The sequence below is a fragment of the Lonsdalea populi genome (assembly GCF_015999465.1).
Lineage (GTDB): Bacteria > Pseudomonadota > Gammaproteobacteria > Enterobacterales > Enterobacteriaceae > Lonsdalea > Lonsdalea populi.
The window spans coordinates 2,383,039-2,408,125 of record NZ_CP065534.1; the positions used below are offsets into that span (position 1 = coordinate 2,383,039).

Annotated in this window: 25 protein-coding genes and 1 pseudogene; 20 read left to right on the forward strand and 6 right to left on the reverse strand. The window is 46.6% G+C overall.

Annotated elements, in window-relative coordinates; genetic code table 11:
* The first annotated feature begins 223 nt into the window (after nt 1-223).
* Genes I6N93_RS10495 through I6N93_RS10505 form a run of 3 tightly spaced genes read left to right on the forward strand, consistent with a single transcriptional unit; the run spans nt 224 to nt 4,566 of the window.
* Complete coding sequence (locus tag I6N93_RS10495; RefSeq protein ID WP_085689692.1) at nt 224-1,540, forward strand: ABC-three component system protein; 1,317 nt, start codon at nt 224-226, stop codon at nt 1,538-1,540.
* Complete coding sequence (locus I6N93_RS10500) at nt 1,524-2,228, forward strand: ABC-three component system middle component 1 (RefSeq protein WP_085689694.1); 705 nt, start codon at nt 1,524-1,526, stop codon at nt 2,226-2,228. Before I6N93_RS10495 ends, I6N93_RS10500 begins: the two co-directional genes overlap by 17 nt.
* Nucleotides 2,212-4,566, forward strand: a complete 2,355-nt coding sequence (locus I6N93_RS10505; protein WP_085689696.1) for an AAA family ATPase — start codon at nt 2,212-2,214, stop codon at nt 4,564-4,566. The genes I6N93_RS10500 and I6N93_RS10505 overlap by 17 nt, the downstream gene beginning before the upstream one ends.
* Nucleotides 4,567-4,966: 400 nt before the next feature.
* Here the strand turns inward: I6N93_RS10505 and I6N93_RS10510 are convergent, their stop codons facing one another.
* Nucleotides 4,967-5,197 carry a hypothetical protein gene (locus I6N93_RS10510; RefSeq protein WP_139829945.1) on the reverse strand — a complete coding sequence of 77 codons (231 nt, stop codon included), beginning with the start codon at nt 5,195-5,197 and terminating at the stop codon, nt 4,967-4,969.
* A gap of 153 nt (nt 5,198-5,350) precedes the next feature.
* On the reverse strand, nt 5,351-5,563 hold the full coding sequence (locus tag I6N93_RS10515; protein ID WP_139829946.1) for a hypothetical protein: 213 nt from the start codon (nt 5,561-5,563) through the stop codon (nt 5,351-5,353).
* A 610-nt stretch (nt 5,564-6,173) separates the two neighbouring features.
* Between I6N93_RS10515 and I6N93_RS10520 the strand changes: the two genes are divergently transcribed.
* The 15 genes from I6N93_RS10520 (at nt 6,174) to mobC (ending at nt 19,866) form a co-directional block, all read left to right on the forward strand.
* The gene (locus I6N93_RS10520) at nt 6,174-6,395 is read left to right on the forward strand and encodes a hypothetical protein (protein ID WP_085689699.1); all 222 of its coding nucleotides are present in this window, start codon (nt 6,174-6,176) and stop codon (nt 6,393-6,395) included.
* A gap of 73 nt (nt 6,396-6,468) precedes the next feature.
* Nucleotides 6,469-7,134, forward strand: coding sequence for a lytic transglycosylase domain-containing protein (locus I6N93_RS10525; protein WP_085689701.1), 666 nt, complete (start codon nt 6,469-6,471; stop codon nt 7,132-7,134).
* Nucleotides 7,131-7,412 (forward strand): TrbC/VirB2 family protein, encoded by a 282-nt coding sequence (locus tag I6N93_RS10530; RefSeq protein ID WP_099017452.1) that lies wholly within the window; start codon nt 7,131-7,133, stop codon nt 7,410-7,412. The genes I6N93_RS10525 and I6N93_RS10530 overlap by 4 nt, the downstream gene beginning before the upstream one ends.
* Before the next feature lie 9 nt (nt 7,413-7,421).
* Nucleotides 7,422-10,169 (forward strand): VirB4 family type IV secretion/conjugal transfer ATPase, encoded by a 2,748-nt coding sequence (locus tag I6N93_RS10535; RefSeq protein ID WP_085689703.1) that lies wholly within the window; start codon nt 7,422-7,424, stop codon nt 10,167-10,169.
* 23 nt (nt 10,170-10,192) lie between these two features.
* Nucleotides 10,193-10,909 (forward strand): type IV secretion system protein, encoded by a 717-nt coding sequence (locus tag I6N93_RS10540; protein ID WP_085689705.1) that lies wholly within the window; start codon nt 10,193-10,195, stop codon nt 10,907-10,909.
* Between the two features lie 10 nt (nt 10,910-10,919).
* Complete coding sequence (locus tag I6N93_RS10545) at nt 10,920-11,144, forward strand: EexN family lipoprotein (RefSeq protein WP_085689707.1); 225 nt, start codon at nt 10,920-10,922, stop codon at nt 11,142-11,144.
* A gap of 11 nt (nt 11,145-11,155) precedes the next feature.
* The gene (locus tag I6N93_RS10550) at nt 11,156-12,196 is read left to right on the forward strand and encodes a type IV secretion system protein (RefSeq protein ID WP_085689709.1); all 1,041 of its coding nucleotides are present in this window, start codon (nt 11,156-11,158) and stop codon (nt 12,194-12,196) included.
* 87 nt (nt 12,197-12,283) lie between these two features.
* Nucleotides 12,284-12,424 carry a hypothetical protein gene (locus I6N93_RS10555; RefSeq protein ID WP_176222567.1) on the forward strand — a complete coding sequence of 47 codons (141 nt, stop codon included), beginning with the start codon at nt 12,284-12,286 and terminating at the stop codon, nt 12,422-12,424.
* Nucleotides 12,417-13,100, forward strand: coding sequence for a virB8 family protein (locus I6N93_RS10560; protein WP_085689711.1), 684 nt, complete (start codon nt 12,417-12,419; stop codon nt 13,098-13,100). The genes I6N93_RS10555 and I6N93_RS10560 overlap by 8 nt, the downstream gene beginning before the upstream one ends.
* Entirely contained in the window at nt 13,097-13,990 is an 894-nt protein-coding gene (gene virB9 / locus I6N93_RS10565; protein ID WP_176222568.1) for a P-type conjugative transfer protein VirB9, read from the forward strand. The genes I6N93_RS10560 and virB9 overlap by 4 nt, the downstream gene beginning before the upstream one ends.
* Nucleotides 13,987-15,219 carry a VirB10/TraB/TrbI family type IV secretion system protein gene (gene virB10, locus I6N93_RS10570; protein ID WP_085689713.1) on the forward strand — a complete coding sequence of 411 codons (1,233 nt, stop codon included), beginning with the start codon at nt 13,987-13,989 and terminating at the stop codon, nt 15,217-15,219. The genes virB9 and virB10 overlap by 4 nt, the downstream gene beginning before the upstream one ends.
* A complete protein-coding gene (gene virB11, locus I6N93_RS10575; protein WP_085689715.1) occupies nt 15,209-16,225 on the forward strand; it encodes a P-type DNA transfer ATPase VirB11 in 1,017 nt (338 codons plus the stop codon). Before virB10 ends, virB11 begins: the two co-directional genes overlap by 11 nt.
* A gap of 43 nt (nt 16,226-16,268) precedes the next feature.
* Nucleotides 16,269-16,571 (forward strand): TrbM/KikA/MpfK family conjugal transfer protein, encoded by a 303-nt coding sequence (locus I6N93_RS10580; protein ID WP_085689717.1) that lies wholly within the window; start codon nt 16,269-16,271, stop codon nt 16,569-16,571.
* 797 nt (nt 16,572-17,368) lie between these two features.
* Nucleotides 17,369-19,105: a type IV secretory system conjugative DNA transfer family protein gene (locus I6N93_RS10585; RefSeq protein WP_085689719.1), complete on the forward strand. Its 1,737-nt coding sequence runs from the start codon at nt 17,369-17,371 to the stop codon at nt 19,103-19,105.
* An 8-nt stretch (nt 19,106-19,113) separates the two neighbouring features.
* Nucleotides 19,114-19,866 (forward strand): MobC family replication-relaxation protein, encoded by a 753-nt coding sequence (gene mobC, locus I6N93_RS10590; RefSeq protein WP_085689721.1) that lies wholly within the window; start codon nt 19,114-19,116, stop codon nt 19,864-19,866.
* 33 nt (nt 19,867-19,899) lie between these two features.
* Here the strand turns inward: mobC and I6N93_RS10595 are convergent, their stop codons facing one another.
* The 3 genes and pseudogenes from I6N93_RS10595 to I6N93_RS10605 form a co-directional block, all read right to left on the reverse strand.
* Nucleotides 19,900-20,214 carry a CcdB family protein gene (locus I6N93_RS10595; protein ID WP_039360030.1) on the reverse strand — a complete coding sequence of 105 codons (315 nt, stop codon included), beginning with the start codon at nt 20,212-20,214 and terminating at the stop codon, nt 19,900-19,902.
* Nucleotides 20,215-20,216: 2 nt separating this feature from the next.
* Nucleotides 20,217-20,453 carry a type II toxin-antitoxin system CcdA family antitoxin gene (locus I6N93_RS10600; protein ID WP_029729596.1) on the reverse strand — a complete coding sequence of 79 codons (237 nt, stop codon included), beginning with the start codon at nt 20,451-20,453 and terminating at the stop codon, nt 20,217-20,219.
* 319 nt (nt 20,454-20,772) lie between these two features.
* Nucleotides 20,773-21,026, reverse strand: a pseudogene (locus tag I6N93_RS10605) (zincin-like metallopeptidase domain-containing protein); the annotation flags it as partial.
* Between the two features lie 412 nt (nt 21,027-21,438).
* Between I6N93_RS10605 and I6N93_RS10610 the strand changes: the two are divergent.
* Both I6N93_RS10610 and I6N93_RS10615 read left to right on the forward strand, forming a co-directional pair.
* Entirely contained in the window at nt 21,439-22,524 is a 1,086-nt protein-coding gene (locus I6N93_RS10610; protein WP_085689723.1) for an SIR2 family protein, read from the forward strand.
* Nucleotide 22,525: 1 nt separating this feature from the next.
* Complete coding sequence (locus tag I6N93_RS10615; RefSeq protein ID WP_232100004.1) at nt 22,526-23,899, forward strand: ATP-binding protein; 1,374 nt, start codon at nt 22,526-22,528, stop codon at nt 23,897-23,899.
* Between the two features lie 11 nt (nt 23,900-23,910).
* Here the strand turns inward: I6N93_RS10615 and I6N93_RS10620 are convergent.
* A protein-coding gene (locus I6N93_RS10620) for an IS3 family transposase (protein ID WP_112092709.1) occupies nt 23,911-25,022 on the reverse strand; the annotation gives its coding sequence in 2 pieces (ribosomal slippage) (nt 23,911-24,761 and nt 24,761-25,022; 1,113 coding nt in all).
* Nucleotides 25,023-25,087 lie beyond the last annotated feature (65 nt).

Consider the following 25,087-nt stretch of genomic DNA (forward strand, 5'->3'; position numbering starts at 1 on the left):
TCTCAATGACTCATCAATGCTGACAAAATCCGAACAGAATCAATTTTAAGATCAGCTGTTCTCACCAAAATCTAAATATAGGAAGCAGATCAATTTCAGCTCGGATACTCAGTAGTAATGTATCTACCAATGATCTATCTAGCTAATGCTCTTCATTAGAAGTGAAATATCTCTATACGGAGCACGTTTCAGCTAATGAGAATTTAAAGTGATAAGGGGTCTCATGGCAGTAGCTCCTCAAGTTTTTCCACACACTGCTATTTCTACGTGGAGTGGATTTGTCTATCAGGGCAAGCTGGCGCTGTATCATTGTCTGAAGATGATATCCTCGGACTATGAAGCGAACCGGGATTTGAAACTGCAGTTAGAAAGTCAGGATGACTTCGCGATTTTTCGTCAACAGCAATGCCTGTCCATGCATCAGGTCAAAGCGTACAAGGAGACGCGTTTTTCTGCCTACAGTGATGGCATCAAGACTCAAAGGGATAATGCGAGGCAGCGGGGAGTGCCACTCGCTTATTTCCATGTCGCACGTTCAGTAACGAATATTCCGGCAACGTTTGGGACTGACTATGGGCCAGTGAGATTTTATACTTACCCCATTCCTCCCGATGAAGCAGGGAATGTCACACAATCGTTTTGCCCTCTGAATCAAGTAGATATATTTATTCGAAATGAACTCTCCACCCTGCTTGCTAATGTTGCAGGGCAACCCGCTTGGAAAAATTTTATTGTCGCGAATATTCAGAATACGCTGGAAGCAATAGTGAACTCAAAGGTCATTATGACCCACAGCAAGATACATGAGTCAGCTCGCCATCAGGCCGTAATCGCAGCCAGCGAATTCATCGATTTTTCAGAACTATATGGTGTAATCGAAGCAGATGATTATGCTCCGTTTGAGAATGAGGCATTCTTCCTTAGCCGTCTGCAGATTGATATCGGCACATACTACCAGGAGTTTTGTGAACGCCAAGACAGCCTCTCCCAGGCAGCATGTCAAAAGTTAGATGACTATCTGGCTGCTATTACTTCGCTGAATGTTGAGGGAATGAAGGCATTCCTGCGAGCAACTATGCCGCATAAAAAGGGACGTTTTAAAACACTTAGTGAATTTAAGGATCAATCACTCGATCGTGATGCAATGCGACTTGGGATGTTTACGATTTTCTGGAAACTAGTTCAGACTGCACGTAATGATGGTTCTGATGTCGCATTCTCGTGGCTAAATGACGGGCTTTTCTACTATCCGACAGGTATCCACCATGCTGCAGAGCATCAGGAGAGTATCTGTCATGACATCATGCAACAGGCAATTAGTGAAGATGTGGAGTGTCTATTTGAGTGCGGCGCACTTATCACTAGCGCCATAGACAGACCTTCAATCTCTGATGTAATCATAGGCATTGACGCTACTGAGGGAGTGGATGCTGCTGAACACGAATTACTGAGGGAAAACCGCATCGGGAATTATAAGAAGGTGGCTATGATTTCTTTAAACAATGTACCTGAGAGTTTGAAAGATGCAGAACCTGATTGAACAATTGTTGGAATTAGAAGGATTGACGCGTAATCTCTCCACAGACTTGGCGTTATACGAATACAACAGTACTGGAAAGACAAATTATTGGCTGGTAATCCACGGCGAACCAATAATCACTCCTGAAATCCAGGCAGGATGGTTAAGTAAATGCAAAAATGCTACAGCCAATCCTGCTCTTGAGAAAAATATCAATTTATTGATTGTATGGAATACTGACAGCAGCAAAGTGCTCGCCAGTAAACGAGTTCACCATATAGAAGAAGACAGCTATTTCTTTAAAAAGCATGTACTTCCTTACACTACCGAAGAATTCGAAGCACTACGTCAACAAATCGACATTCAGGGATTTGCAACAGTTTTTCGTGAATCAATTACTACTCCTAACACCTTTACTGAATATAAATCAAACCACCTTGAAGGAGGCTGGCAAAGCCTATTATATAGGCTTGCAATAAAGCTTCCATTTATCGCAGTTAATAGTTCGGGTAATTCCGATCTAGCCAGTCTCGAGCGAAATATTCGGGAAAAAATCCAGCGTACAGCTAATCCTGGTGTACTGGTTGCAACAGATTCAGCTATTGACTCTCTTGCAAATCAGATCGCATCGCCGAATGTGCAGCCGGAAGATTTATTGACCTTCATGGATGAGAAACTGTCTGAGGCAGGCTATGAAAGTGATCGTTAAGCGTCTAGAAGTGCATAACTTTAAAGTTTTTGAAAAGCTTGAGTTAACCCTTGAAAGTGATCATCTCGTAGTTCTTGATGGTCCCAACGGTTTCGGTAAATCATCTTTTTTTGACGCTATGGAACTCCTGTTGACAGAAAAAATCCGTCGCTATATTGAGCTTGAAGAACTGACAGTGGATCGACGTAGCCTGAAAACAGGCTGCCCCTGGCTATTCAAGCAAGCAGGTGTAAATGACTGGCTTTCAATTCGTGCGGAGATTGTAGTAGATGGTCAGAGCCATTTCCTTGAGAGAGCAGCCAGTAAAGCTGTACTAGACGAGCATAAAGGTGTAACTGATTTAAGGATACCTCTTTATGAATTAGTAAACTTTAGCGCGGAACGGGTTGAAGTCATTTCACAGGAAGAAACTTATCTTTCTACCTTACTCGGTGAGCAGTATGAGCGCGATTTTGAATTATTCCATTATGTCGAGCAAGAAGGAAATACTCGGTTGTTAAAACAAAAGGAAAAAGACAGACAGGGTCAGATTGCACACCTTTTCGATATTGGCGATATTCAGGAAAAAATTAATAACATTACACAGGCGTCGGCCAAAATCGGAAATTTGTGTAACCCTCAGAAAAAAAATGAACTGAAACAACTTAAAGATAAATGGGAAACAGCTAAGCAGCAGTTGCTACCGGCAGGCAGTTCTGTCACATACGAAAGAATTATCGAAGTTACGGATCAGCCATGGGACCGTGATGTAGTAGAGTTTGATGTACAACAATTTGAACAGTGGCTATCAGCAGATGGAGAATTGTTTCGCCTCAGGCGTTTTGCAGAAAATTTTAAGCATTATAAAAGCCAACTATATAATAATGAATTGGTGAATAAACTCCTCCCCAAAAAGGAACTACAACAGCGTCTGTTAATGTTTTATCGTCCTCTTGAAAACATAGAAAAATGGGTTGCAGAGGTCGCTTGCTTTGATGCTGCACTAGCGATAAGTGACGCCTTCAAAGATATAATAAAGGCCATTAGCGAGGATCGCCTGTCGATCACTGATCCATTGGTGCCACTCCTTCCTGCCTCTATCACAGCAGAGGAATTTCAGCAACAGGTCGCCGGACTCAAACAACAGTTGACCACCGCAGACAAAGTTCAGGAATGCCACGCGGAACTAATTCAGACACGTGAGCAACTGTTGAATGCATTCAGGGAGCATCAGACACATTGCGATTCTACAAATATTTGTCCGACATGCGGGCATCCTTGGCCAACGGTAGCAGCGCTTCTCGAAGGAATCGAAAGTCAGAGCAAATCACTTGAAACTTTAGCAGCTCAACAAAATAATCAATTCTCACAAGCACTAGTAAGCTTCAGACGCAACTGGCAGGAGCCTATCGAACTTGCTCTGCAGGCCTGTCTGGAGCAAAATAAAGAGATCGTTGAACGTAAGCGCCAGCTCGCTGGCCTAACAGAAGAGCAAATTCAGTGGCTGGAAAATTATTATCAACAGCTTCAGACGGCAGGTATCAGTATTCAGGATCTTCTGTCTGAGAATTTCGAGCCTGTAACGCAGCAAGCAACAGACGAACTAGAACGTCAGATTCGGGCAAGGTTTAAACCTTTCGACGATAGCTGCATTTTTGATGATTACGAGAAGATTTATCGTGAAATATTTAAAAACGATCCACAGGCTGTTGAACAAGTTACCCTCCAACGGCTTGAATTAAAAAAAGTCTATCTTGGACAACAGCATGCTATTGCGTCTTCTAAATTTATCTTGGAGTGTGAACAGCAGTATAACAAAGAAGATCTGCTGATCAAAAAAGCTACCAGATTTAAAGTGTATCTACGCAAACTCAAAAAAATATATGAAGACGAGAAAAGATTATATCTTGAATCCATAGTCAAAGAGATTGAGATCCTTTTTCATATCTATTCTGGCCGCCTTATGCAAAGTTATCAGCAAGGGCTAGGTATTTTTATAGAAAATGATGGTAATTCAATTGCTTTCAATGAAACACCTGGGCATGGGCATGATGCTGTCTTTTCCATGAGTTCGGGCCAGCTTTCAGCACTGGTCTTGTCATTTACATTAGCGCTGAACCAGCGATACGCGAAACACACTCTGTTGCTAGTAGACGATCCTGTCCAGACGCTGGATGAAATCAATGTGGCTGGATTCATCGAGTTACTGCGTACCGAATTTCAAGACCGCCAGATAATCATGTCAACACATGAAGATCGTATGTCTGCGTATTTCCGTTATAAATACAAGAAATTCGGCATGTCAGCAGGCAGAATCAATTTTATGGAACAAGCGCGCTTAGTCATTGACATACAGTGAGAGTAAGAGCCATCTTTTTTGAAGGTGGCCTTGCTTTGGTACTCCAACCTTCAACACAGCCTTGTAAACATCTTCTGATGTGGAGTAATTAAGACATTGAGACTTAGTATTATTAATCACATAGGTTCATCCCGATTAAAAAGTGTTATTGCTAAAGCTGTTCTGACGTCCACCTCTTACATAGAGCCTCCCATAGTTCCTGCCTACGGCAACTACGAACGAGAAATGGACATTGTTCTCACCAAAACGAGGAGATTTCCTGAGGATTATAAGTTTTCTTATTGGCTATTTTATTCGGCACAACCTATTTCTGGTAAAATAAAATATTGCATCACACATTATGTGTTAAATTACAACTTAATTGGATATACACCCTCAACTTCACTAAATGAAACACACTTTATTTTAAATATATTTTTTCAAGCCAGCCACCATTATGAAAACCTACCAGATAATTTATATAAGGCTCAATTTGTTCAAAAACCATACCTTCCTTTTGGGCTCTACTCAGATAAAAATATGGGTTTGGCCTGAATATAGTTTTAATTTCTCTCATTGCTTCAAAATGTACCCCATTCACCCTTCTTTTTTGATGTTCGTTTAAATATGTCCTATCCCCTGTATCGTACAACGTCCACCCTTGAACAGAAAAACCACGTTTCGCTAATATCCAATCAACCTGAAACTCCGCATCATCTGGAGAAATAAAGAACCATTCAGAATCTCTTAGTGTATTAGGATATTTTATTGCTCCTCCAAAAACATTTCCATGATGAATATAAGATTAAATATCATTTAATTCTTTTTGCGAACATCCCCAAGTTGTTGCAGAGAGTTCATATATAGCATAAAGCTCTAAAAAAGGATTGTATGTTCTTCCTTCATTAAGACGAAGTTGTGGATGTTTCTTTGTGGTCAGCCCGATTTTACAAATAGATAAATCCCGAATATCTATTGCGATATATAGCCACGCATGTTCTAAAGTTGGGTATGCCACATAATATTCATTTTGAGATGATATCTCTGCAAAAAACCTATTGGATATTCGTCCATCTGACACCTTGTAAAAAACAGCTCATAAATTCCAATACCATATAGTACGGAAAAATAGGATTTATAATAAGGCCAATAAATTATATTTTATTATCCACTCAAGGTCAGGCCGAAAAAAAATTTATGATATTTATGAGCCTTCACCCTGTAATTAAAATTTCAATTACTTGAAGAAAATAATTTATGGGAAATAATTTTCTTCACATATAAAACATATCCTTGAGCAGAAAAGCACCAGTTCAAATCAAATCCAATACATCCTTTCGAAATAATTATCACACTACACATTTTCTCTCTCATTCCCTGTTTGATTTTATCATTTTCATCCTGAAGCTGATATCGCACGCTAATCACGCCACCTTCCACTGGCGAGCTTTATGGACGTTTATTCGTCCGGGGCGAGTATTGCTCTTTAACAATGCGAATCGGGCTGTCACGCAACCACAATTCAGGGTGCCGCTGAATGTTCTCGCTGACCCGTTGAAACCGGAATGCAGAATCGGGATGTGATCGATGTAGTTAACTCACCATTATTTTTTATTAAAGGAAATAGCATGAGAAAACCTACCTATCACGTGTTTGTCACGCAGGAAAGCCAACCCGATGCCAGCAGAGAAAAGAACACGTACTGGACAAAAGTCGGCGTGGCGTTCGCTCATAACAGCAAACCTGGATTGAACATCGTACTGACACCCGGTATTGCTGTCTCCGGTAAGCTAGTGCTCCTTGAGCCGAAAGACGATAGCGACATACCGCAAGCCCCCCAGCACGATTAACACTCTCCTCTCCTTTTCTTTGCCACCGACTATCTGATAGCTACGTGTGGTTCGACTTTTTACCGAGGCAACCATGCTTTCACCCACTGCTTTTCTGGCGGCGGTTATGCAATGTGCCGCCACTATTCACCCCTCCACCGCGTTTGATGTGGCTAAAGTGGAATCCAGCTTTAATCCTTATGCCGTCGCTGAAATTGTGCCGAAGGAAGAAAGAGCGCCCGATAGCGTAGGCGTCATTTCTCATCAGCCCACCAGCAAACAAACTGCCATCAACATCATCAAGCAGGTAGTCGCGAAAGGTCGCCGTTATTCGGTCGGTCTGATGCAAATCACCAGTACCAACTTCCGCCATTACGGCGTGACGGCCCATGACTTGTTAGACCCCTGCACTAATCTATCCGTTTTTGAACGCATCCTCACCGACTGCTACCAGCGAGGCGGCACGCTGAAAAGAGCGCTCAGTTGTTACTATTCCGGCAATTTCGATACGGGTCAGCAGCCAGAATCCGCCTTTAACCAAACCAGTTATATCCAGCGTATTAGCTATGTGATCCCGTCTACGCGGGAAGCTCTCAAGCGCAGTACCACCAGCCAATCCACTTCAGAGATTCATTATCCGACCACCGTCCTGCGCGGTGAACTCACCGATAAATCCATACCGGTTTTGACTTCCCTGCACTATCCCAACGCCATCCTTCGCGGCGATGTATCCATGCCTGTAATTAATGAGGAGCAATGACGATGAAAAAACGTAAATACTGGCCTGCGTTTTCTTCCGTATTGATATCAAGCCAAACGCTGGCAGCAGGGAGCGGATTTAATAAAGCCAACGATACGCTGAGTAATACGTCCAGTGGTTTGCTCGGGCTGGCCGCCGTCACGATCACACTGGCAACCATGTGGGTGGGTTACAAGGTGCTGTTTGATGGTAAAAGTTTGCATGACATGCGCAACGTCATTATCGGAGCCATCCTGATTGTCGGTGCATCAGGCTTTGGTGCCTATTGGGCATCATAGGGGGAATCGATGACCACCCTGAACAAAGCACTGACCCGCCCTGCCGCCATTATGGGCATCCCTCTCGTCCCGTTCGTGATCGTCAGCGGGGCTATCGTCCTGCTGTCGGTCTATATCAGCTATTACCTCGCGTTGTTATTGATCCCAGCCTGGCTGGAAATGAAGGCAAAAGCTCGAACGGATATTCATTATTTCGGACTGCTGTGGCTGGCCTTTAAAACCCGTGGGCGATTTGTCACGGATCGCCATTTCGGTGCCAGAGCCCTGCTGGCAAGCCACTATGACGCCGTCGATGTTTCGGAGTTTACCGATAAGATGAAATTAAACGAGCGCATCACGCTGGATAAATACATTCCCTACTCCTCCCACATTCACCCTCACATCATAAGAAATCGCGCCGGTGATTTAGTCGCTAGCTGGGAATTGGGCGGCACTGTGTTTGAATGTGAGGACGAACATCATCTGACATTGCTGGCAAGCCACCTCAACAACCTGATCCGCGCGTATGAAGGGCTACCGTTCACCTTCTATATTCACCGCATACGAGAGAAATATCAGGATGGCTTTAACGCCAGTTCGGGCATTCCCTTTTCGGATGAGGTCACAGAACGCTATTACCAGCCAATAAAAGAGAAGCCACTCTGGCGACATCGGCTGTTTTTCAGCCTCTGTTATGCCCCTTTCTCCACGCTGGAGAAAAAAGTCATGAAGACGCAGGCCAACGTAAAAAGGAAAGCGGCTCTGGATGATGCACTGAAAAGGATGCTGGAGCACCATGAAGCCATCCACACCGCCCTGTCGCGTTATGTGGCAATGCCATTAGGTACTTATGAGGAAAAAGGTCGGGTTTACTCTTCGCAACTGGCTTTCTATCATCGCCTGATTACCGGCAAATGGCAGAACGTAGCGGTGACACGCACACCGTTTTATCACACACTCAGCACGCCGGATGTGTTCTTCACTACCGATACCGCCGAATGTCAGACGGTCGGCGGTTTCCGCTTCTTCCGCAGTCTGGAAATTAAAGACTACTCACCGGAGACCTACACTGGCCTGCTCGATGCGCTGCTGTATGCCGAAAGCGAGTATGTGCTGACGCAGTCTTTTACCTGTATGGCACGGGATGAAGCGCAAAGTCATATCCGACTGGCGGAAAAACGGCTAAATTCAACCGACGATGACGCTATTTCACAGCGAGAGGAATTGATCGTCTTACGCGATTTGCTCCAGTCCGGGCATGTGTCTTGCGGCAAATATCATTTTTCCCTGTTGGTCTCCTCCACCAGCGCCGATCAGGTGGTCAAGGAAACCAATGCGCTGGCCCAGCCTTTTAACGATCTCGGCATCATGACATCCCTGTCCACGCTGTCGTTACCTGCCGCCTATCTGGCTCAACTTCCCGGCGTCTATACGTTGCGGCCTAGACTGGTGGTAGTCAGTAGCCAGAACTACGCAGATATGGGGAGTCTGCATAACTTCCATCCCCACAAACGCCACGGCAATCCGTGGGGTGAGGCTATCGCCATACTGAAATCTCCCGGTGGTGGCGGTTATTATCTGAACCTGCATGACAGTCAGGCAGGACGGAATGACTTCAATGAGAAAACGCCGGGGAATACCGCCATCATCGGTAAAACAGGTTCAGGAAAGACCCTGCTGATGACAATGATGAAACAGTTGATGCAGAAGTACCGTAATCCGGCGACATTTCCCGCCTCTGCCACTCTCAAACGACTGACCACCGTTTACTTTGATAAAGACAGAGCAGCGGAGATGTCTATCCGCCAGATGGGCGGTCGCTACTTCCGTATCCGGACCGGTATTCCTACCGGATTCAACCCGTTTTCACTTGCGCCCACTCGACGGAATATCAGCTTTATCAAGCGACTGATCCGGATGCTGTGTCGTCGTGACGGTAAGCCACTCGATCCCCGCGATGAAGAGCGTATCAGCACTGCGGTGGATACCATTATGCTGGACTACCCGCCGGAATATCGCCGTTATGGTATTACCCGATTGCTGGAAGTGTTGCCGGAGCCACCGACCAAAGAGGCACGGACCAACGGTCTGCGTATACGCCTGAAACAGTGGGCGCAGGGCGGTGAATTCGGCTGGGTGTTCGATAACGAGGAGGACACGTTCAACATCAGCAATATTGATAACTTTGGTATCGATGGCACAGAATTCTTGGATGACGACGACATACGCGGGCCGATCACCTTTTACCTGTTGTACCGCATCACCAGCCTGCTGGATGGTCGCCGACTGGTGATGTTCATGGATGAGTTCTGGAAATGGTTGGCTGATGTCGAGTTTTCTAAATTCTCCCTCAATATGCTCAAGGTGATCCGTAAACTGAACGGCATTTTTATCCCCGCTACCCAGTCGCCTGATGAAATCGTCAGGCATCCCATCGCTCCGGCGATTATTGAGCAGTGCAGTACTCAAATTTTTCTCGCCAATCCCAAGGCCAACCATGCGGATTACGTGGAGAAGATGAAAGTCCCAGAAAGCGTTTACGACATGGTTCGTAATCTTGATCCAAGCGAGCACTATATGGTTGTCCTGAAAACACCACTGCGTGCCGGTGAAACTCGCCCGTTTGTCGCCATGGCAAGAATGGATTTATCGGGCCTCGGGAACATCACCAAAATCCTGAGCGGCAGCGAAGACAACCTGAAAATATTTGATGCCATTTATCAGGAAGGCATGCCACCCACCGACTGGAAAGAAACGTTCCTTAATCAGGCTATCTGATATTCACCTCGGAGGTTATCACCATGCAAACCAGAAAGATGTTTCTGGCGTTATCGCTATTGGTTTCCACACCCGCACTCAGCGCCGGGATCCCAGTGTTTGATGCCGCCAGCAATACCGAGTCGATTAACCAATGGGTACAAAAACTCCAGCAATGGCAGGAAACGGTCACTCACTATAAAAGTGAGCTTGATGCCTACAAGCAGCAATTAGCGACCGCAACAGGCGTAAGGGATATCCAGGGATTTCTCCGCGAGGCAAAATCCCTGAAAAACGATATCGAACATCTGCGTAAAAATGGTATTTCACTGGATGATCTGCTGACTAACCCAAGCGGTTATTATTCATCTGATCTTCAGCGCCTATATAACAAATATCAATCGTTTGATATTTGTAATCAGTCCAGTCCATCGCAACGTTATGTTGAAAGTTGTAAACAACTTGTCCTCAATCAGGCGGTATCGATTGAGAATACCAGTGAGGTCCAAAACCGGATTAATAGCACATTAAACGATATATCAGACTTATCCGACCGCATAGCCAACGCTAAAGACTCGAAAGAGTCACAGGACCTGGCTAACGCGGTCGCAGCCAAAAGCGTACAATTGAACGCATTAACCAGCCAATGGGAAATGTCAGTCAAGCAGGCTGAACAGCGATCCGTGATGTTGACTCAACAGCGGCAAAAAGCATTCAATGAACAACAACTCACTTCCCCAATTCCTGACTTTAATCATTGAGAGGGTAAGAATGAAAACGTCATTTTGCATTTTTCCGGTTATTTTAGGCTCATTATTTCTAACAGGGTGTGACAACCCGAAATCAACGCAGTGGTACAAAGAACATCCGGATGAAATGAGTCAGAGATATAAGGCGTGTGAATCATCTGGTGATGACTCCCAGGATTGCAAAAATGCGCGAGAAGCGCGATTTGAACTCCGTCAGGAAAATGCCAAGGTTCCCGATTTGAATTAAAGGGGTAATCTATGTCAGGTGGTATGTTTGTTGGAATGAACAACACGATCACTGACGGTTTACATGCCGTACTGCGGGGACAAACCTCCGTGTACGGCGATATGGTAAGCGTTATCGCCGTCAGCTCCTTCACGTTATTTGTCACTTATCGGGGTTATCAAACCCTGGCAGGAAAACTTCAAACACCAGTAGAAGATGTCATATGGGATGTCGGGCGAATGCTATTAATTATGACATTCGTTTTAAATCTCGATGGCTGGCTGGATTTAGCCATTTCTGCCATTAACGGATTAACTGACGGCGTCAGCGGGGATGACAATGTCTGGGTGTTACTGGATACCGTCTGGGCGAAAGCGCAAACGATAGGACAAAAGCTTTATCAGCAGGATGATTCCACCTATGTAAAGCTCAACGGCGGTATTGCCCAACTTCTGGTCTGGGGAGGTGCAATCATCACTTTGCTATTTGGTTCGGCGGTTAACCTGTTAGCTGGAATAATCATTGTATTAATGACCACCACCGCACCGCTATTTATTTTCTGCCTGCTGTATGGATTCCTTATCCCGATGTTTAACAACTGGCTGAAAATTATCTTCACGGTGATCCTGACGATTATGTTTTCCGCGTTATCTATCAGGATTGTCATCAATTATCTTAATGGACTATTAGATAAAGCGGTTAATTTTGCAGATAACGCCAATATCATCACACTGGGTGTTCAGTGCTGCGTTGCAGGTGTTATTTCAGGCGTCATTATCTGGTTTTCAGCAAAAATCGCGAACGCATTAGGTGGCGTCGCCGTTCAGGCCGCACTACAGGGTGCCGCTATGAGCGGCCTACGTGGGCTGGCAAAACCCTCTTCTGACGCCGCGAAACCTGTCATGAAAGCCGGTGCGGCGGGTGCCCGGTTAGCGGCAAAAGGGAGCGCCAGCACCGCTAATGCAGCAGGTATACTTATCGCCGCAGGCACCAGCAAAGCCCTATCTGCATGGCAAAAACGTGCGGCTTCTATCGACAGCATGAAGCGTTTCAATCAACAGCGTAACCGCTAATCTCCTCCTAGCGTAGTCTTTCCACCGCGTGCCGTGGCAACCGCCATCGGTACGGCATTTCTGTCTTCGACAAACACAGGAATCAATATGAAATCCAGCCTCGTCTTTCTGATGCTGTGCATCCTCACGGGCTGCGCACAGCATCAGCACGATCTCCCGCCTGTATCTGGCGATCCTCAACCGGTTAATTCCCCCGCGATTATTCAGGAGCTGACAAAGCATGTCTGAAACAGAAAACATCATCGCGTCATCCCGTACCTTTGAATCTGTCCTGCTGGAAAAGGATGAACGGGAAAAAAAGCTGGCGTGGCGCATAGCCGCCATAGGGTTTGCTTTGGCCGCAATGGCGATCACCGCACTGATTATTCTACTGCCGCTGAAAAACACCGAAATCGAATTATGGTCGGTGGATAAACAGACCGGACGCTATGAATATATGACCCGGATTAAAGAGCAGAGTATTTCAACAGAGAAAGCACTGGCTCAGGCGTTAGCAGCGCATTACGTCAGGCTCCGCGAGGGGTATAACTATTTTGCTCTTCAGCGCGATTACGACGATGTGCAGTTATTCAATAGCGACAGCGTGAACCGGGATTATCTCGACGGGTTTAACAGCAATCAGGCACCCGATGTCATTTTCAATAAAGCGGAATATGTCGTGTCTATCGACATTATTTCCAACGTTCACGCGACCGCGACAGATCCTGATCATCTGGCGACCTTACGCATTAAACGGACTATCCGCCGCATTGTCGATAACTCGGTTAAAACAGATGTCTGGAACATCCGTCTGACTTATCGCTACCTCCCCCGCAAACAACTGACCGACAGCCAACGAGAAGTTAATCCGCTGGGGTTCATCGTGACCAGTTACCAGCGAGATAAAGAACTGAGGGGGGAATGATGCTGAAAGAAACAGTGATTTTGTGGCTCCTTCTGATGTCATCCACAGCCTGGAGCGCAGCGATACCGAGCCGCAGCACGTATGACAGCCGAATGCAGCATGTCACCTATAACAGCCAAAATGCGACTATCGTCAACACCCGTCTTGGCTACCTCACCACACTCCTGTTTGATGACGATGAAGAAGTCATCGACGCGCAAGCGGGTTTTCCAAAGGGCTGGAAAGTCACAATAAGCGATAACCGGGTCGGTGTCAGTCCAAACCCTATCACCCAGCCGGTAACCGATGATAACGGCAACAACATCAATAAGGTGTTTCTGCCAACGGCGAGCGAGTGGAGAACCAATCTCTTTGTCGTGACATCGAAGCGCGATTACAGTCTGGAGCTGAACGTACTGGAGAATGACTCACCGTCTCAGGCCTTTATTATCCGTTTTCGCTATCCGGATGACGAGCGCAGGCAAGCAGACGCAGCCAGCGCAGCGCGTCTGAAACTCCTGCGTGAAACACAGGAAAAGCAGCAGATAACGACAGCATTTGAGCAGGCTACCACGCCGCGTAACTGGCTTTATACCAAGCGAGTCGCGACAGGTTCAGCCTCCATAGCACCAGATTTTACTTACGATGATGGCCGCTTTATCTATCTGGGTTTTTCTCCCGCCAAAATCCTTCCATCTATCTTCCGGGTCGTTAACGGGCAGGAACAGACCGTCACGCCCCGCATAGCCAAACACGGAAACTATACCGTGGTCGTCGTGCGTGCAATGTCGCCACAGTTGGTATTGCGCTACGGCAGCGCGGTAGTCGGGATTGAGAATACGTCATTCGACAACGTCACTGTTGGCAGCGGTGACACCGTTTCACCTGTCGTCACACTGGGGGCCAGATGACTGATAAAGCAGACTCAGAGACAACGGAAAAAACCGTGGCGGAGCTGGAGGCTGAAGCCCGTGAACGCGCCCGTTCAGCGATGGCGAGTCAGGCACCAGAGCAAAACACACCTCCCGGCCAACCTGAAGTGACCCGCTTCAAAAAAGCCTCCAGCCGCCGGACGCTGCTGGTCAGCCTGCTGAGTCTGGGCGCACTGATTGCACTGGCATTGGGTGGAGATCGCTTCCTTGCATCATTAAAGCAAAGCGATGATAAGGCGGCTGAAACCCCAACTCCGCCGTCAGCCAGTACGGGGCAACATGAGCGTAAAAACCTCGGTATGGACAACAATCCGTTCGGCCTGTTTGGTCAGGACAAACAGGAAACCGCAACAGATAATCACCCAATACAGACGGCACCACCGTCAGAGCAACCTGCTTTAAACAAGGCGGCGGCACTGGTCGATGGATCAAGTAGTGCCGCAGAGTCCACACAACGCGGTAATACTCAGGCTTCACAAACTGCCCCTTCCGGTACACAACGCAATCAGAGCAAAGACACATCTGCAACCACGTCTGGCACCGAGGCTAACGACTCCAATCCCGGTGCCGCAAAAGTGACCAGCGTCAGGCGACTGGGTCTCGATCCCAATCTTTACCTTCCGGTAGATCGTTATATTCCGTGCTCAATGATGCGACGTTTTGTCTCTGACGTGGGTGGCCGGATTTCCTGCCTCATCGGTGAAGATGTCTACAGCGCTAACCATTACGTGAAGTTGCTCCCTGCCGGAACCGTCGCCAGAGGGTTCTACCGCACCGGGGCGCTGCAACATGGCCGGAGCCGGATGTTTGTCATCTGGACGGAATTACGCACACCGGAACCCGGTAGCCTGCAAATCCCGCTGATTGATACCGAAGCCACCGGCCCGTTGGGTGAGGCCGGGATTAGCGGCTGGATTGATACCCATTTCTGGGAACGGTTCGGCAATGCGTTGATGTTGAGCACCGTACAAGATGTGGCTGCTGCTGCATCAGATTCAGCACCGGGGAAAGACCGCAATACCGATTACACCGAAAACACCCGCGCTGCCGCGTCAGAAATGGCGAAAACAGCCTTAGAAAACAGCATCAATATCCCGCCCACGATGTACTTCAATCAGGGCGATGTGATCGGCATCATGACCGGCACGGATATCGATTTCTCTTCCGTTTATCAACTTCGTCTGAAAAAGAGGTGGTATGAACGCTAAAAACCTGTCGCTGGATTTTATGAAAACTCAGTTGTTCGGCGATTATCTCAAACTGGCAGGCCTGACGGAAATCGCCATTAACCGACCCGGAGAGATCCACACCAAAATAAACGGTCGATGGCAGAAGCATGATTCTCCGGTTACGTTACGTCAGTGCCATGCGTTTGCCAAAGCGTTGGCCTCATGGAATGAGGACAATATCGATGATACCTCCCCTATCCTTTCCGCTACATTAGGATCAGGTGAACGTGTCCAGACCATTATCCCCCCAGCCTGCGAGCGGAATACCGTATCGATTACGCTGCGAAACCCGTCATTTGAGCAGAAAACGCATCAGTCCTGGATTGATGCCGGGTTTTATAACCGGATAGCCGGTAAGGAGAGAAACGAAAGCAAAGATGATGAACTGATCCGCTGCTATAACAAGGGCGATATTCCAAGCTTTATTGAAAAGGCCGTTGAGTACGGTAAAACCCTCTTTATTGTTGGTGAAACCGGCTCCGGTAAAACCACCTATATGAAGACGTTACTGCACTATATTCCGCCACATCTCAGGCTAACCACGATTGAAGATAATCCCGAAATACGGTTTTACCACCACGCTAATTATGTCCATCTGTTTTACCCGGCAGATGCCGGAGACGAGGCGATTATCACGCCCGGCAGACTTATCCGGGCGAATTATCGCATGAATCCGGATCGGATTCTGCTGGCGGAAATTCGTGGGCGGGAGGCATGGGATGCGCTGAAAATCATCGGCTCCGGGCATGAAGGTCTTATCACATCCCTGCACGCAGGCAGCCCGGAAGAGTGTATTGAAGGGATCATTGACCGCTGTTATGAAAATCCAGATTGCAAAAATATCCCGTTCGATGTGCTGTTACGCAAGGTGCTTAAATGCGTGGATATCATCGTCAGCGTAGATATTCACGGTGATATTCGTCGGATGGGGGATATTTATTTCAAACCGATACACCTTCATCAAATGAAAGAAACCTTCAGATAAAAAATAGCCAAATCATCTGTTATTTCCAATAAAGGTATTTGATATGAAAACGATCCTATTCACCGTCTGCCTTTTCTGCATGAGTTTACTACTACCCTCTTCCGTAATGGCCGCTGATGCCTGCGAGATGGTTTTATGTCTGTACGGTAAAACAACCGGTAATGGCGGAGGAAATGAATGTCAGTCTGCTGAACGTTCCTTCTTTAAGGTTGTGAAAAAGAACAGACACGGATTTCACCCCAACCGTACCGCCGACGCCCGAAAAGCCTTATTACTCGAATGCAAATCAGCCGCCCCGAAAATCATCGACCAGATAATTAATAAATTTGGTCGCGTGCGTCATTGAATTAAAAGAAAAACGGTAATAACAACATCTGGATTATTACCATTCCCCTTGTCAACTCTGGATGGCAAACTCGACACCGATCGTGACGGTTTTAGGCTTTTAAATTTATGCGAATAGCAGAAATTTAAAAGTGGCGTAAGGCGAGTAAATTCTATTTCGCAGAAATAGCTAATTTGCGTCGCCGAACCCATCGGCAAACAGCCGCGCCCACGCGGATTTTGCAGACCGGGGGGAGCCGAATAAATTTCGCCGCCCCAGCGAGCGAAAAGCTATCGCCCACGATAGCGGTTTATTTGGGGGGCTTGCCCCGCACACCGTCGCAGCTAAGTCTCCGGCCAAAAGCCGGTAGCGTGGCGCGACCAACCCCTTTAAAGGTCAGCTTCCCTTTTATTCGCGCTGCGAGGAACGAGCAAAGGGAATAAAAAGGCGAAAGCGACCGTCTTAAAGGGGTTGGTCGCGCGTAGCGTGCGACGGTGTGCCGCCTTTGACGTTGGGGGTTTTGGGGTGGCGTCCAGCCACGACATTACCCCCATGTGACATGCAGGGAGAGCTTCCAGCCCGAGCGAAATGCCACACGCCGTTGCCCGTCATTCGGGCATTTCAGGAGACTGACGACCACTGGTCGGCTGTTTTCTGAAAGCGCGGATAACGGGCATGAGCGTCGGAGACGTTCAGTGCTTTTCATCCTTTTATGGGCGTCATCAATAGGCGTCGCGTATGGGCGTGGGGTGTGACGTCCATCGATAACGTCCATGTGATGCGCCCTTCACACCGAAATCAGACCGGAGATCACTGCGATGGAAACCCATCTGATGCAAAGGCTGAATGCCTTTTCGGATGCCTTTTCTTTTTTTCTGCTCTGGCTACAACACAACCCGGTAATACTGTCCGTATTTGCCGGGCTAACGCTGCCATTCATCTTTCATCTGCCACGTGAAGAAAGAAAAAATGCCCCCTTCTGGTTAAAACTGGTGGCGGGTGTATCCACCTTCTTTCTCACATTTGGCACCCTGTCACCACTGACCATTCAGGGGCTGAGTTTTTTCTTTAAAGTACTCGACAATAACATTATGCTCAGATTATCACTCTGGATACTGACTGTCGGATTTACGCTGGCTGGTCTGGCTTTTCATATTACTGCCCGAAGGCTGCTGGCCGGAGAAGTCGACAGTCTGAAACACCGGATGATTAAAAAAAGCAAGCTGGAAAGAAATGTCAGAACAGATGTTCGTGAAGTCAGAGACATGTTACCTGACAGCATTGCGTATAACCCGCTGGATTATATTGACCTGCAGAAAGGTATCTTTATCGGGCTGGATAAAGATAATCAGCCGCAATATATCACCCCCGAAGAATTTCAAACTCAGCACGCCGACCTTATCGGCACCACAGGTTCTGGTAAAGGTGTCAGTGCCTGTGTGCTGCTTTATCAGGCAATACTTTCAGGTGAAGGCGTATTTGTCGAAGATCCTAAAAATGATGAGTGGGCACCACATGTACTGCGGGAAGCCTGTCAGAAAGCGAATAAACAGTTTGTTCTTATTAACCTGAATGACCTTCATTCCCAGCTTGATTTGTTGGCCGATATTTCTCATGAACAACTGGAGGAGCTGTTTAATGCCGGTTTCAGTATGGGTAAAAAAGGCGAAGGTGCTGATTTTTATCGTATCGCCGATCGCCGTGCAGCCAGAAATACGGCCGCTATTTATGAACATGGCATGACGTTACGCGACTTATTTAATACTGACTTTGTGAAATCAATTAGTGAAGATGTGCCTGCTTTTTATGGTGAGCTTGAGGAAATCGCTTTAGTGAATTCCATTAATGCCCGCAATGGATTTTCCTTAAAGACCATTTTTGATGAAGGTGGATGCAGCTACATCATCGGCTCGATGCGTAATCAGAAAATCATGTCGGCTCAGCGAATGATTTTAACCCGCCTGATTCAGATAGCCGAAACCCGTGATCGGATAAAAGGCAAACCTCGTCCGGTCGCTATTTTCCTTGATGAACTCAAGTATCACCTGTCCCGCCCTGCGCTCGAAGGACTTGGCGCTGCGAGGGACAAAGGTGTGCATATCATCATGGCTCACCAGTCGGTAAAAGATTTATATGACTGTCCGGCAGATCTGGAGGGTGATGCTGTTGCCGGTTCGGTTATTGAGAACTGCAAGTTTATGCTGGTTTATCGCCTTCGCGATCCGGACACCGCCGACTGGGTGGCAAGGATGACCGGCTCTATTCTGGTAGACGATGAAATGAGGAAAGTGAAAACGGATATCTCCCTGACGGAGAAAATAGAAACTGACAGGATGATCAGTCAGGCTGAACGATATTATATCGACAGCAACATGTTGCTTAACCTCCCCAAATTTGTTGGTTTTGTTTTTACCCAGAACGATCTGGCGAAGGCAACCAAACTATTCCACATACCAGTAAAGAAGCAATATATAGACCTGTTTTCATTTGAGAATAAAAACCCTCCGCATACCGAAAAAGAAAATCAGATCCACAAACCCTCCGTTAACTTGTGAGGCTATCAATGCTTATACATAACGTTACTGAAAGAAATGAAGCCGCAAAACTGAGAATGCGGGCATTGCTGTATTTTCTCAAGGAAGAAACGTTCTCTGATTTGCGGACCTTAAAAAAAGTTGTCGGCTATAAAGGAAAACATAACCATGCGATATATAAACTGCTCAATAAAGCGGTTGCGATGGGCCTCCTGATTAAACACGAATATCCGGTATTGACCGGGAAAAAATCATTGTGGGGGCTCAGCATGCAGGGACTGGCGATGGTGGTTAGCGCTGATGACAAGGTTTTCCCTGCCTATTTTGAGCCGGGAAAACTCAAACACTCGACGCTGGAACATCGACTGTTAAATCAGCGGGTCAGGATCGCCCTTGAGGAAAAAGGCGGTACAGGCTGGCTTAACGGCGATCGGAGAGAGTTTATGTCGCGATACCCGGGCTTCCGACACCGACCGGACGGCATTATTACCTTAAGCAGCGGTGCCATCGTTGCAGTGGAAACAGAGCGGTCGATGAAAACCCGCGCCCGTTACATCAGCATCATTAACAGTCATCTCGCCGCCAGCGACGCCGGACGCTGGCACTATGCGATGTATGTTATGCCGGATGATAAAACGCAAGAATCGCTGGTCAGGCTGTTTGGCAGCATCAGGACTGTTATGAGAAACAGCGTTCCTGTACCGTTTGATGAGAAGAACCGCGAGATGTTTCTGTTTCGCACGATAGACGAACTTGAACAGACTCCCGTCAGCCACGATTAAAGGCATGCCTGTTTAACTGCATAGAAAGAAACGTCAGAACCCGTCGATGAGGAAATCTATAGCTGCCTTTACCTGAGTACGGTACTGCGACGCATCACAAAACACCGCCCCCAGAGCCTGGACAGGGATACTTGCCAGCTCGTGGGTCATTACGGCGTATTCTTTGCCGTCCGTCAGCCTGACGACGGGGACAAGACGATCCGGTCGGCGGCCTGCCGGATACTTTTCAATAGGGAGCAATGGGATCACTATCCGACGATTCAATTGCCCAATAATATCGCTCGTGACATCGAGCAACAGTGGGTAAACGACGCTTTTCCCGGTATTACCGTATACAGTGAATTGCATGGTTAAAACGTCCTGTATTCATCGCTGAAACAACCCTGCTCATCATGAAAACGATTTAGTGCTGCGAGAGCCTCCCTGTTTTCTTCCTGCCATTTTTTCGCTTCATGAGAGCGAAGCTCTGCATCTAGGGCGGTTGTCAGGGTAGCACTCAGATTAATGCCCGCCTCACGCGCTCTTACCAGTAAGGCACGCTCTACTGTCATTGTCACGCTCTGCGTGTTGCGTTGTTTCGCGGTCATGGTTTCTCTCCTGCATGAATTCGTGCGTATTACACGGCATAATACACTTATCATAACACCAAAAACAGGCTCTGCTATCGTTGCAGTCCTGCAAACTTCACAGTCAGCCGCAATACCTGAGCCGTCGTTTACAGCAATCACCGATGTACAAACGCCGTTTGCGGGATGCACGGGCTCTTTGCCGCCCGCACTCGCAGCCTGCGAATTTTCCGGACATATTATGTCCAGAAAATTCGCAGGGAAATTTAAACATCTGTCACCTTCCCTGCCCCGATATAAGGTTAAAGCCGCATTCCTTTGCAGCTTTTTATTCTTCAACTCAAATCTTATCCATCAGATAACGATGCGCTTTTGAGGCGGCGCTGGCCGCTTTGAAAACATAGGATTGTCGTTTTTCAGCGCCTGGAGCCATGAGGCAATATAGCTTTCATGCTGCACCTCTCCAACAATCCCAAAATCCGCCATCAGAAAAGCACTTCCCAGCTCCGCCACTAATTCCTCCTCCGCATAATCTGCACTGCCAAATTTCCCTTTCATTTCACGGTTAAGCCGTTTTTTACCACCACTCCAGTAATGAAAACTTTCAATTGAGGTGAACTGGCTTCCAACGATTAACTCACAACTGTGCGAGCTATGGCCGCTTTGGTATGAACAGGACAGATTCGAGGCCACATAACATATGCTATACGCGTGGATCGAACCTTTCAGATACTGGTGCGTTAGATAGGAGGAAGCTGCTCAAAAATGAATGCAGGGGACATTCTTGCTGCGATAACATCCATTTGCTTCGATGGCGATCTAAGAGCTGTTTTACGTGGAGGAAAAACTTCCAATTGGCAGAAACTTGATATAGCTCTATAAATGAGTGTTCTGGATAAATGCTCTGCAATAAAAACTTGAAGCCTTAAAGCAAGAGAATAAAGTACTAATACTGCAGATTTTAGGTGGCAAGTTCTGAAGTTTCATGATTTAAGTGGGGAAAGGCATGGAGTTGACAAAGGAATCTGCATATCAAGCGATTGCAGAGTTTTTTACTGAGAAGCCGTTTGTTTTATTTGGAACAGGAACTTCATGTGCACTTGATCTAAATTTTGGAATGCCAGCACTAGAGCGTCACCTTCGAGGCGAGCTGAACAGTGGCATGACAGATGCTCAGATACAACAATGGCAGCAAGTCGTATCTGTACTCGATGTGGGTAGCCATGATTTTGAATCCTCTATGGACTTCATCAAGGACGAGGCCCTGACCACTCGAATAGTTGAACTAACTGCCAACTTTGTTGCGTATCACGATAACGTTCACGCCCATAAAATCATTTCAGGATTACGTGAATGGCCCGCTGGTTCATTACTTAAAAAGCTCGTAGAGACACTGCCACAGGCCGATAAACAACTGCACGTCGCAACGCCCAATTACGATTTATTAGCTGAGTACGCCTTTATTCGACACAAGATTCCATATATTACTGGGTTTTACGGGGGCTTTATTCGAAGTTATGATTGGAATGAAGCGAAAAAGTCAGTTCAATCTATTCATAAAGGTTTAGGCAAGACGAAGCAACTACTAAGAACCGTTGAATGTAAACATGTTCGATTACACAAGCCGCATGGCTCGTTAAATACGTTCGAATGGGAATCTCACCTTATAGAGTGTAATAGCTGGATTCTCAACAAACCTGAAGGCGTTGTGCGGGCTATGATCACTCCCGGCACAGCCAAATATCAGCGATTGCACAAAGACAGGGCCCAGTTGGCTGAATACGACAATGCTGTGGGCAACCATACCTGTTTTCTTTTTTTAGGATTTGGCTTTAATGATTCTCAACTTGTAAATAACGCATTTAGGAAAAAACTTGCACAAGATCAGTGTCGTGCGTTAGTGATTACTCGGGATTCAAACCCAAGAATCGAGGAGTGGTTAGATAAATGCCCAAATATGTGGCTTATCTGCAAGCAGACAAATTCAGATAAAAGCAGAATCTACAATTCAAAGTTTGAAAACTGGCTGCATATAGATGAGAAGGAATTATGGCGTTTTGACGTTTTTACTGAAGAGTTCTTAGGGGGGTAACATGGCTCTTTTTACTTTTAATGATGACAGCTACATACTTGGCAATATTCGTGAAGTTGACACCAGAAAAGTAACCATTCTGGTAAATAGTGATAAGGATCTGCGTAAGGCCAGAGTTGGACAGCTTGTAACAGTGCAACTTAGCGGAGCAACAGAATGTTGGCTCATTGGCATGATTGATAAAGTAATCAAAGCAGTAGTCACTCAATCCCTTACCCTAGAAGTGCAAGAAGACGGTGCGAACGAAATAGACGCTTTTGAAGATAGCGTAGTCAACACAGTCAAGATTACCTTAATGGGCGGGGCCCGATGGGATGCAATTGCTCAAAAGTATAAATTTTCAAGATCTCTAGATCATGTTCCTGAAATCGATTCAACCTGTTACATCCTTAAAGACGCCCACTTGGAAGAATTCATGCGCGTGATTTCTGAATGTGGCAATGGAGAGGATTCGCTTGAGTTGGGTTCTTATAAACTCAATGAAAATGCACGCGCTTATGTTGATGGCAATAAATTATTTCAGCGACATGCAGCCCTACTTGGTAGCACAGGTTCAGGTAAATCGTGGACTGTTGCTTCGATTCTTGAAAGAAGCTCGCGACTACCATCTTCAAACCTAGTAGTATTCGATTTACACGGTGAATATAAAGAACTTTCCTATGCGAAACAATTGAGAATACCAGGGCCGGATGAGGCTAATGTAGATGATGATTCACTACTCTTCCTACCCTATTGGTTGCTTAATTCAGAAGAAATTCAGTCATTATTCGTTGACCGGAGTGAATTCAGTGCGCACAACCAAGTTGTGGTTGTTCAAGATGCAATTACCGAGCAAAAGAAAGCTTTCCTGCAAGCAAATGGTAGAACTGATCTGTTGCAGTCTTTTACACTCGACAGTCCAATTCCATATTCTCTAAATCATGTCATTGAAAAACTAGAATACTTAAATGAAGAAAAAGTCGATGGCTCAAGAGGACCTAAAAACGGTCCTTTCAACGGTGAGTTCTCTAGGTTGCTAGTTCGCATGGCAAGCCGCTTGAATGACCGACGCTATGGTTTCCTCTTTAATAGTCCTGATAAATACAACCAATACGATTCATTGAGCATGATTGCTGAAAAACTGATGGAATTTGGTGAGCAAAAGCAAAGCATAAAAGTAATCGACTTTTCAGAGGTTCCGGCCGATATACTGCCAGTAATTATTGGGTTGGTTGCCCGTATCATCTATCAGGTTCAATTCTGGACTGATCCAAAGAGTCGCAGACCAGTTGCCTTTGTCTGTGATGAAGCGCATCTATACTTACCAAGAAAAGAAGGTAACCCAGTTGAACGTAGGGCGGTTGAAGCATTTGAAAAAATTGCTAAGGAAGTGTAAGCACACCCGTTTTAGTTCCACGCACTTTTTGAGATTTCCGGTTTTTCAGCCATCAGCCGGTATTCTTCCGGTGTCAGGTTATTCAGGGATTCATGGGGCCGCTCACTATTATATTCAGTCAACCAGCGCTCTGTGATTTCCCGTGCTTCATTCAGCGTTCTGAACAGGTAAAAATCCAGGATTTCTGTCCGGTATGTCCGGTTAAAACGTTCGATAAAGGCATTCTGTGTCGGTTTCCCCGGACTAATAAACTCCAGCATCACACCATGCTCTTCAGCCCAGTGTGCCAGCGTCAGTGAGACCAGCTCAGGCCCATTATCCATCCGCATCTTCAGCGGATATCCGCGACTGGCCACGATCCTGTCCAGCACTCTGACGACACGCTGTGCCGGAATATTCAGGTCGATTTCTATCGCCAGCGCTTCGCGATTAAAATCATCCACCACATTGAAGGTCCTGAAACGTCTGCCGCAGACCAGTGCATCATGCATAAAATCAATAGACCAGCTCTGGTTCAGCGCCTCCGGCGTTGCCAGCGGTGCCGGGTTGCGTACCGGCAGACGTTGTTTTCCCTTGCGGCGAAAATTCAGTTTTAATAGACAGTAAATTCGATGAACTCGCTTATGGTTCCAGGCGTTGCCCTGCCTGCGCAGCACCTGGAACAGCTTCTTAAAGCCATACCGTGGATAACGCTCAGCCATTTCTGTTAGCGCCTGGATCACGGGCTCATCCCGGCGGGTATCGGGCTGGTAAAAATACACCGTCCTGCTCAACGATAATGTCCTGCACGCCTGGCGTAAGCTCATCGAAAATTGCGTCGTCAGATAGCTGACAAGCTCACGCTTTATCGCTGGTTTTAAAACTTTTTTTCAATAACGTCTTTCAGTGCCCGACATTCCAGACTCAGATCGGCGAACATCTGTTTGAGACGACGGTTCTCGTCCTCAAGATCTTTGATTTTTTTGATATCAGCAGCTTCCATACCGCCATATTTCGCCTTCCAATTGTAATAGCTGGCTTCAGAAATAGTGGCCTCGCGGCAGACGTCTTTGACGGTCCGCCCGGCTTCGACGGACTTCAGGACGGCGATGATCTGGTGCTCAGTAAATCGGGCTTTACGCATGGCGATCTCCTCCAGGGGACATAATCAGTATGTCGGAAGATCTCTAAAAGTGAATGGTTTGGTTT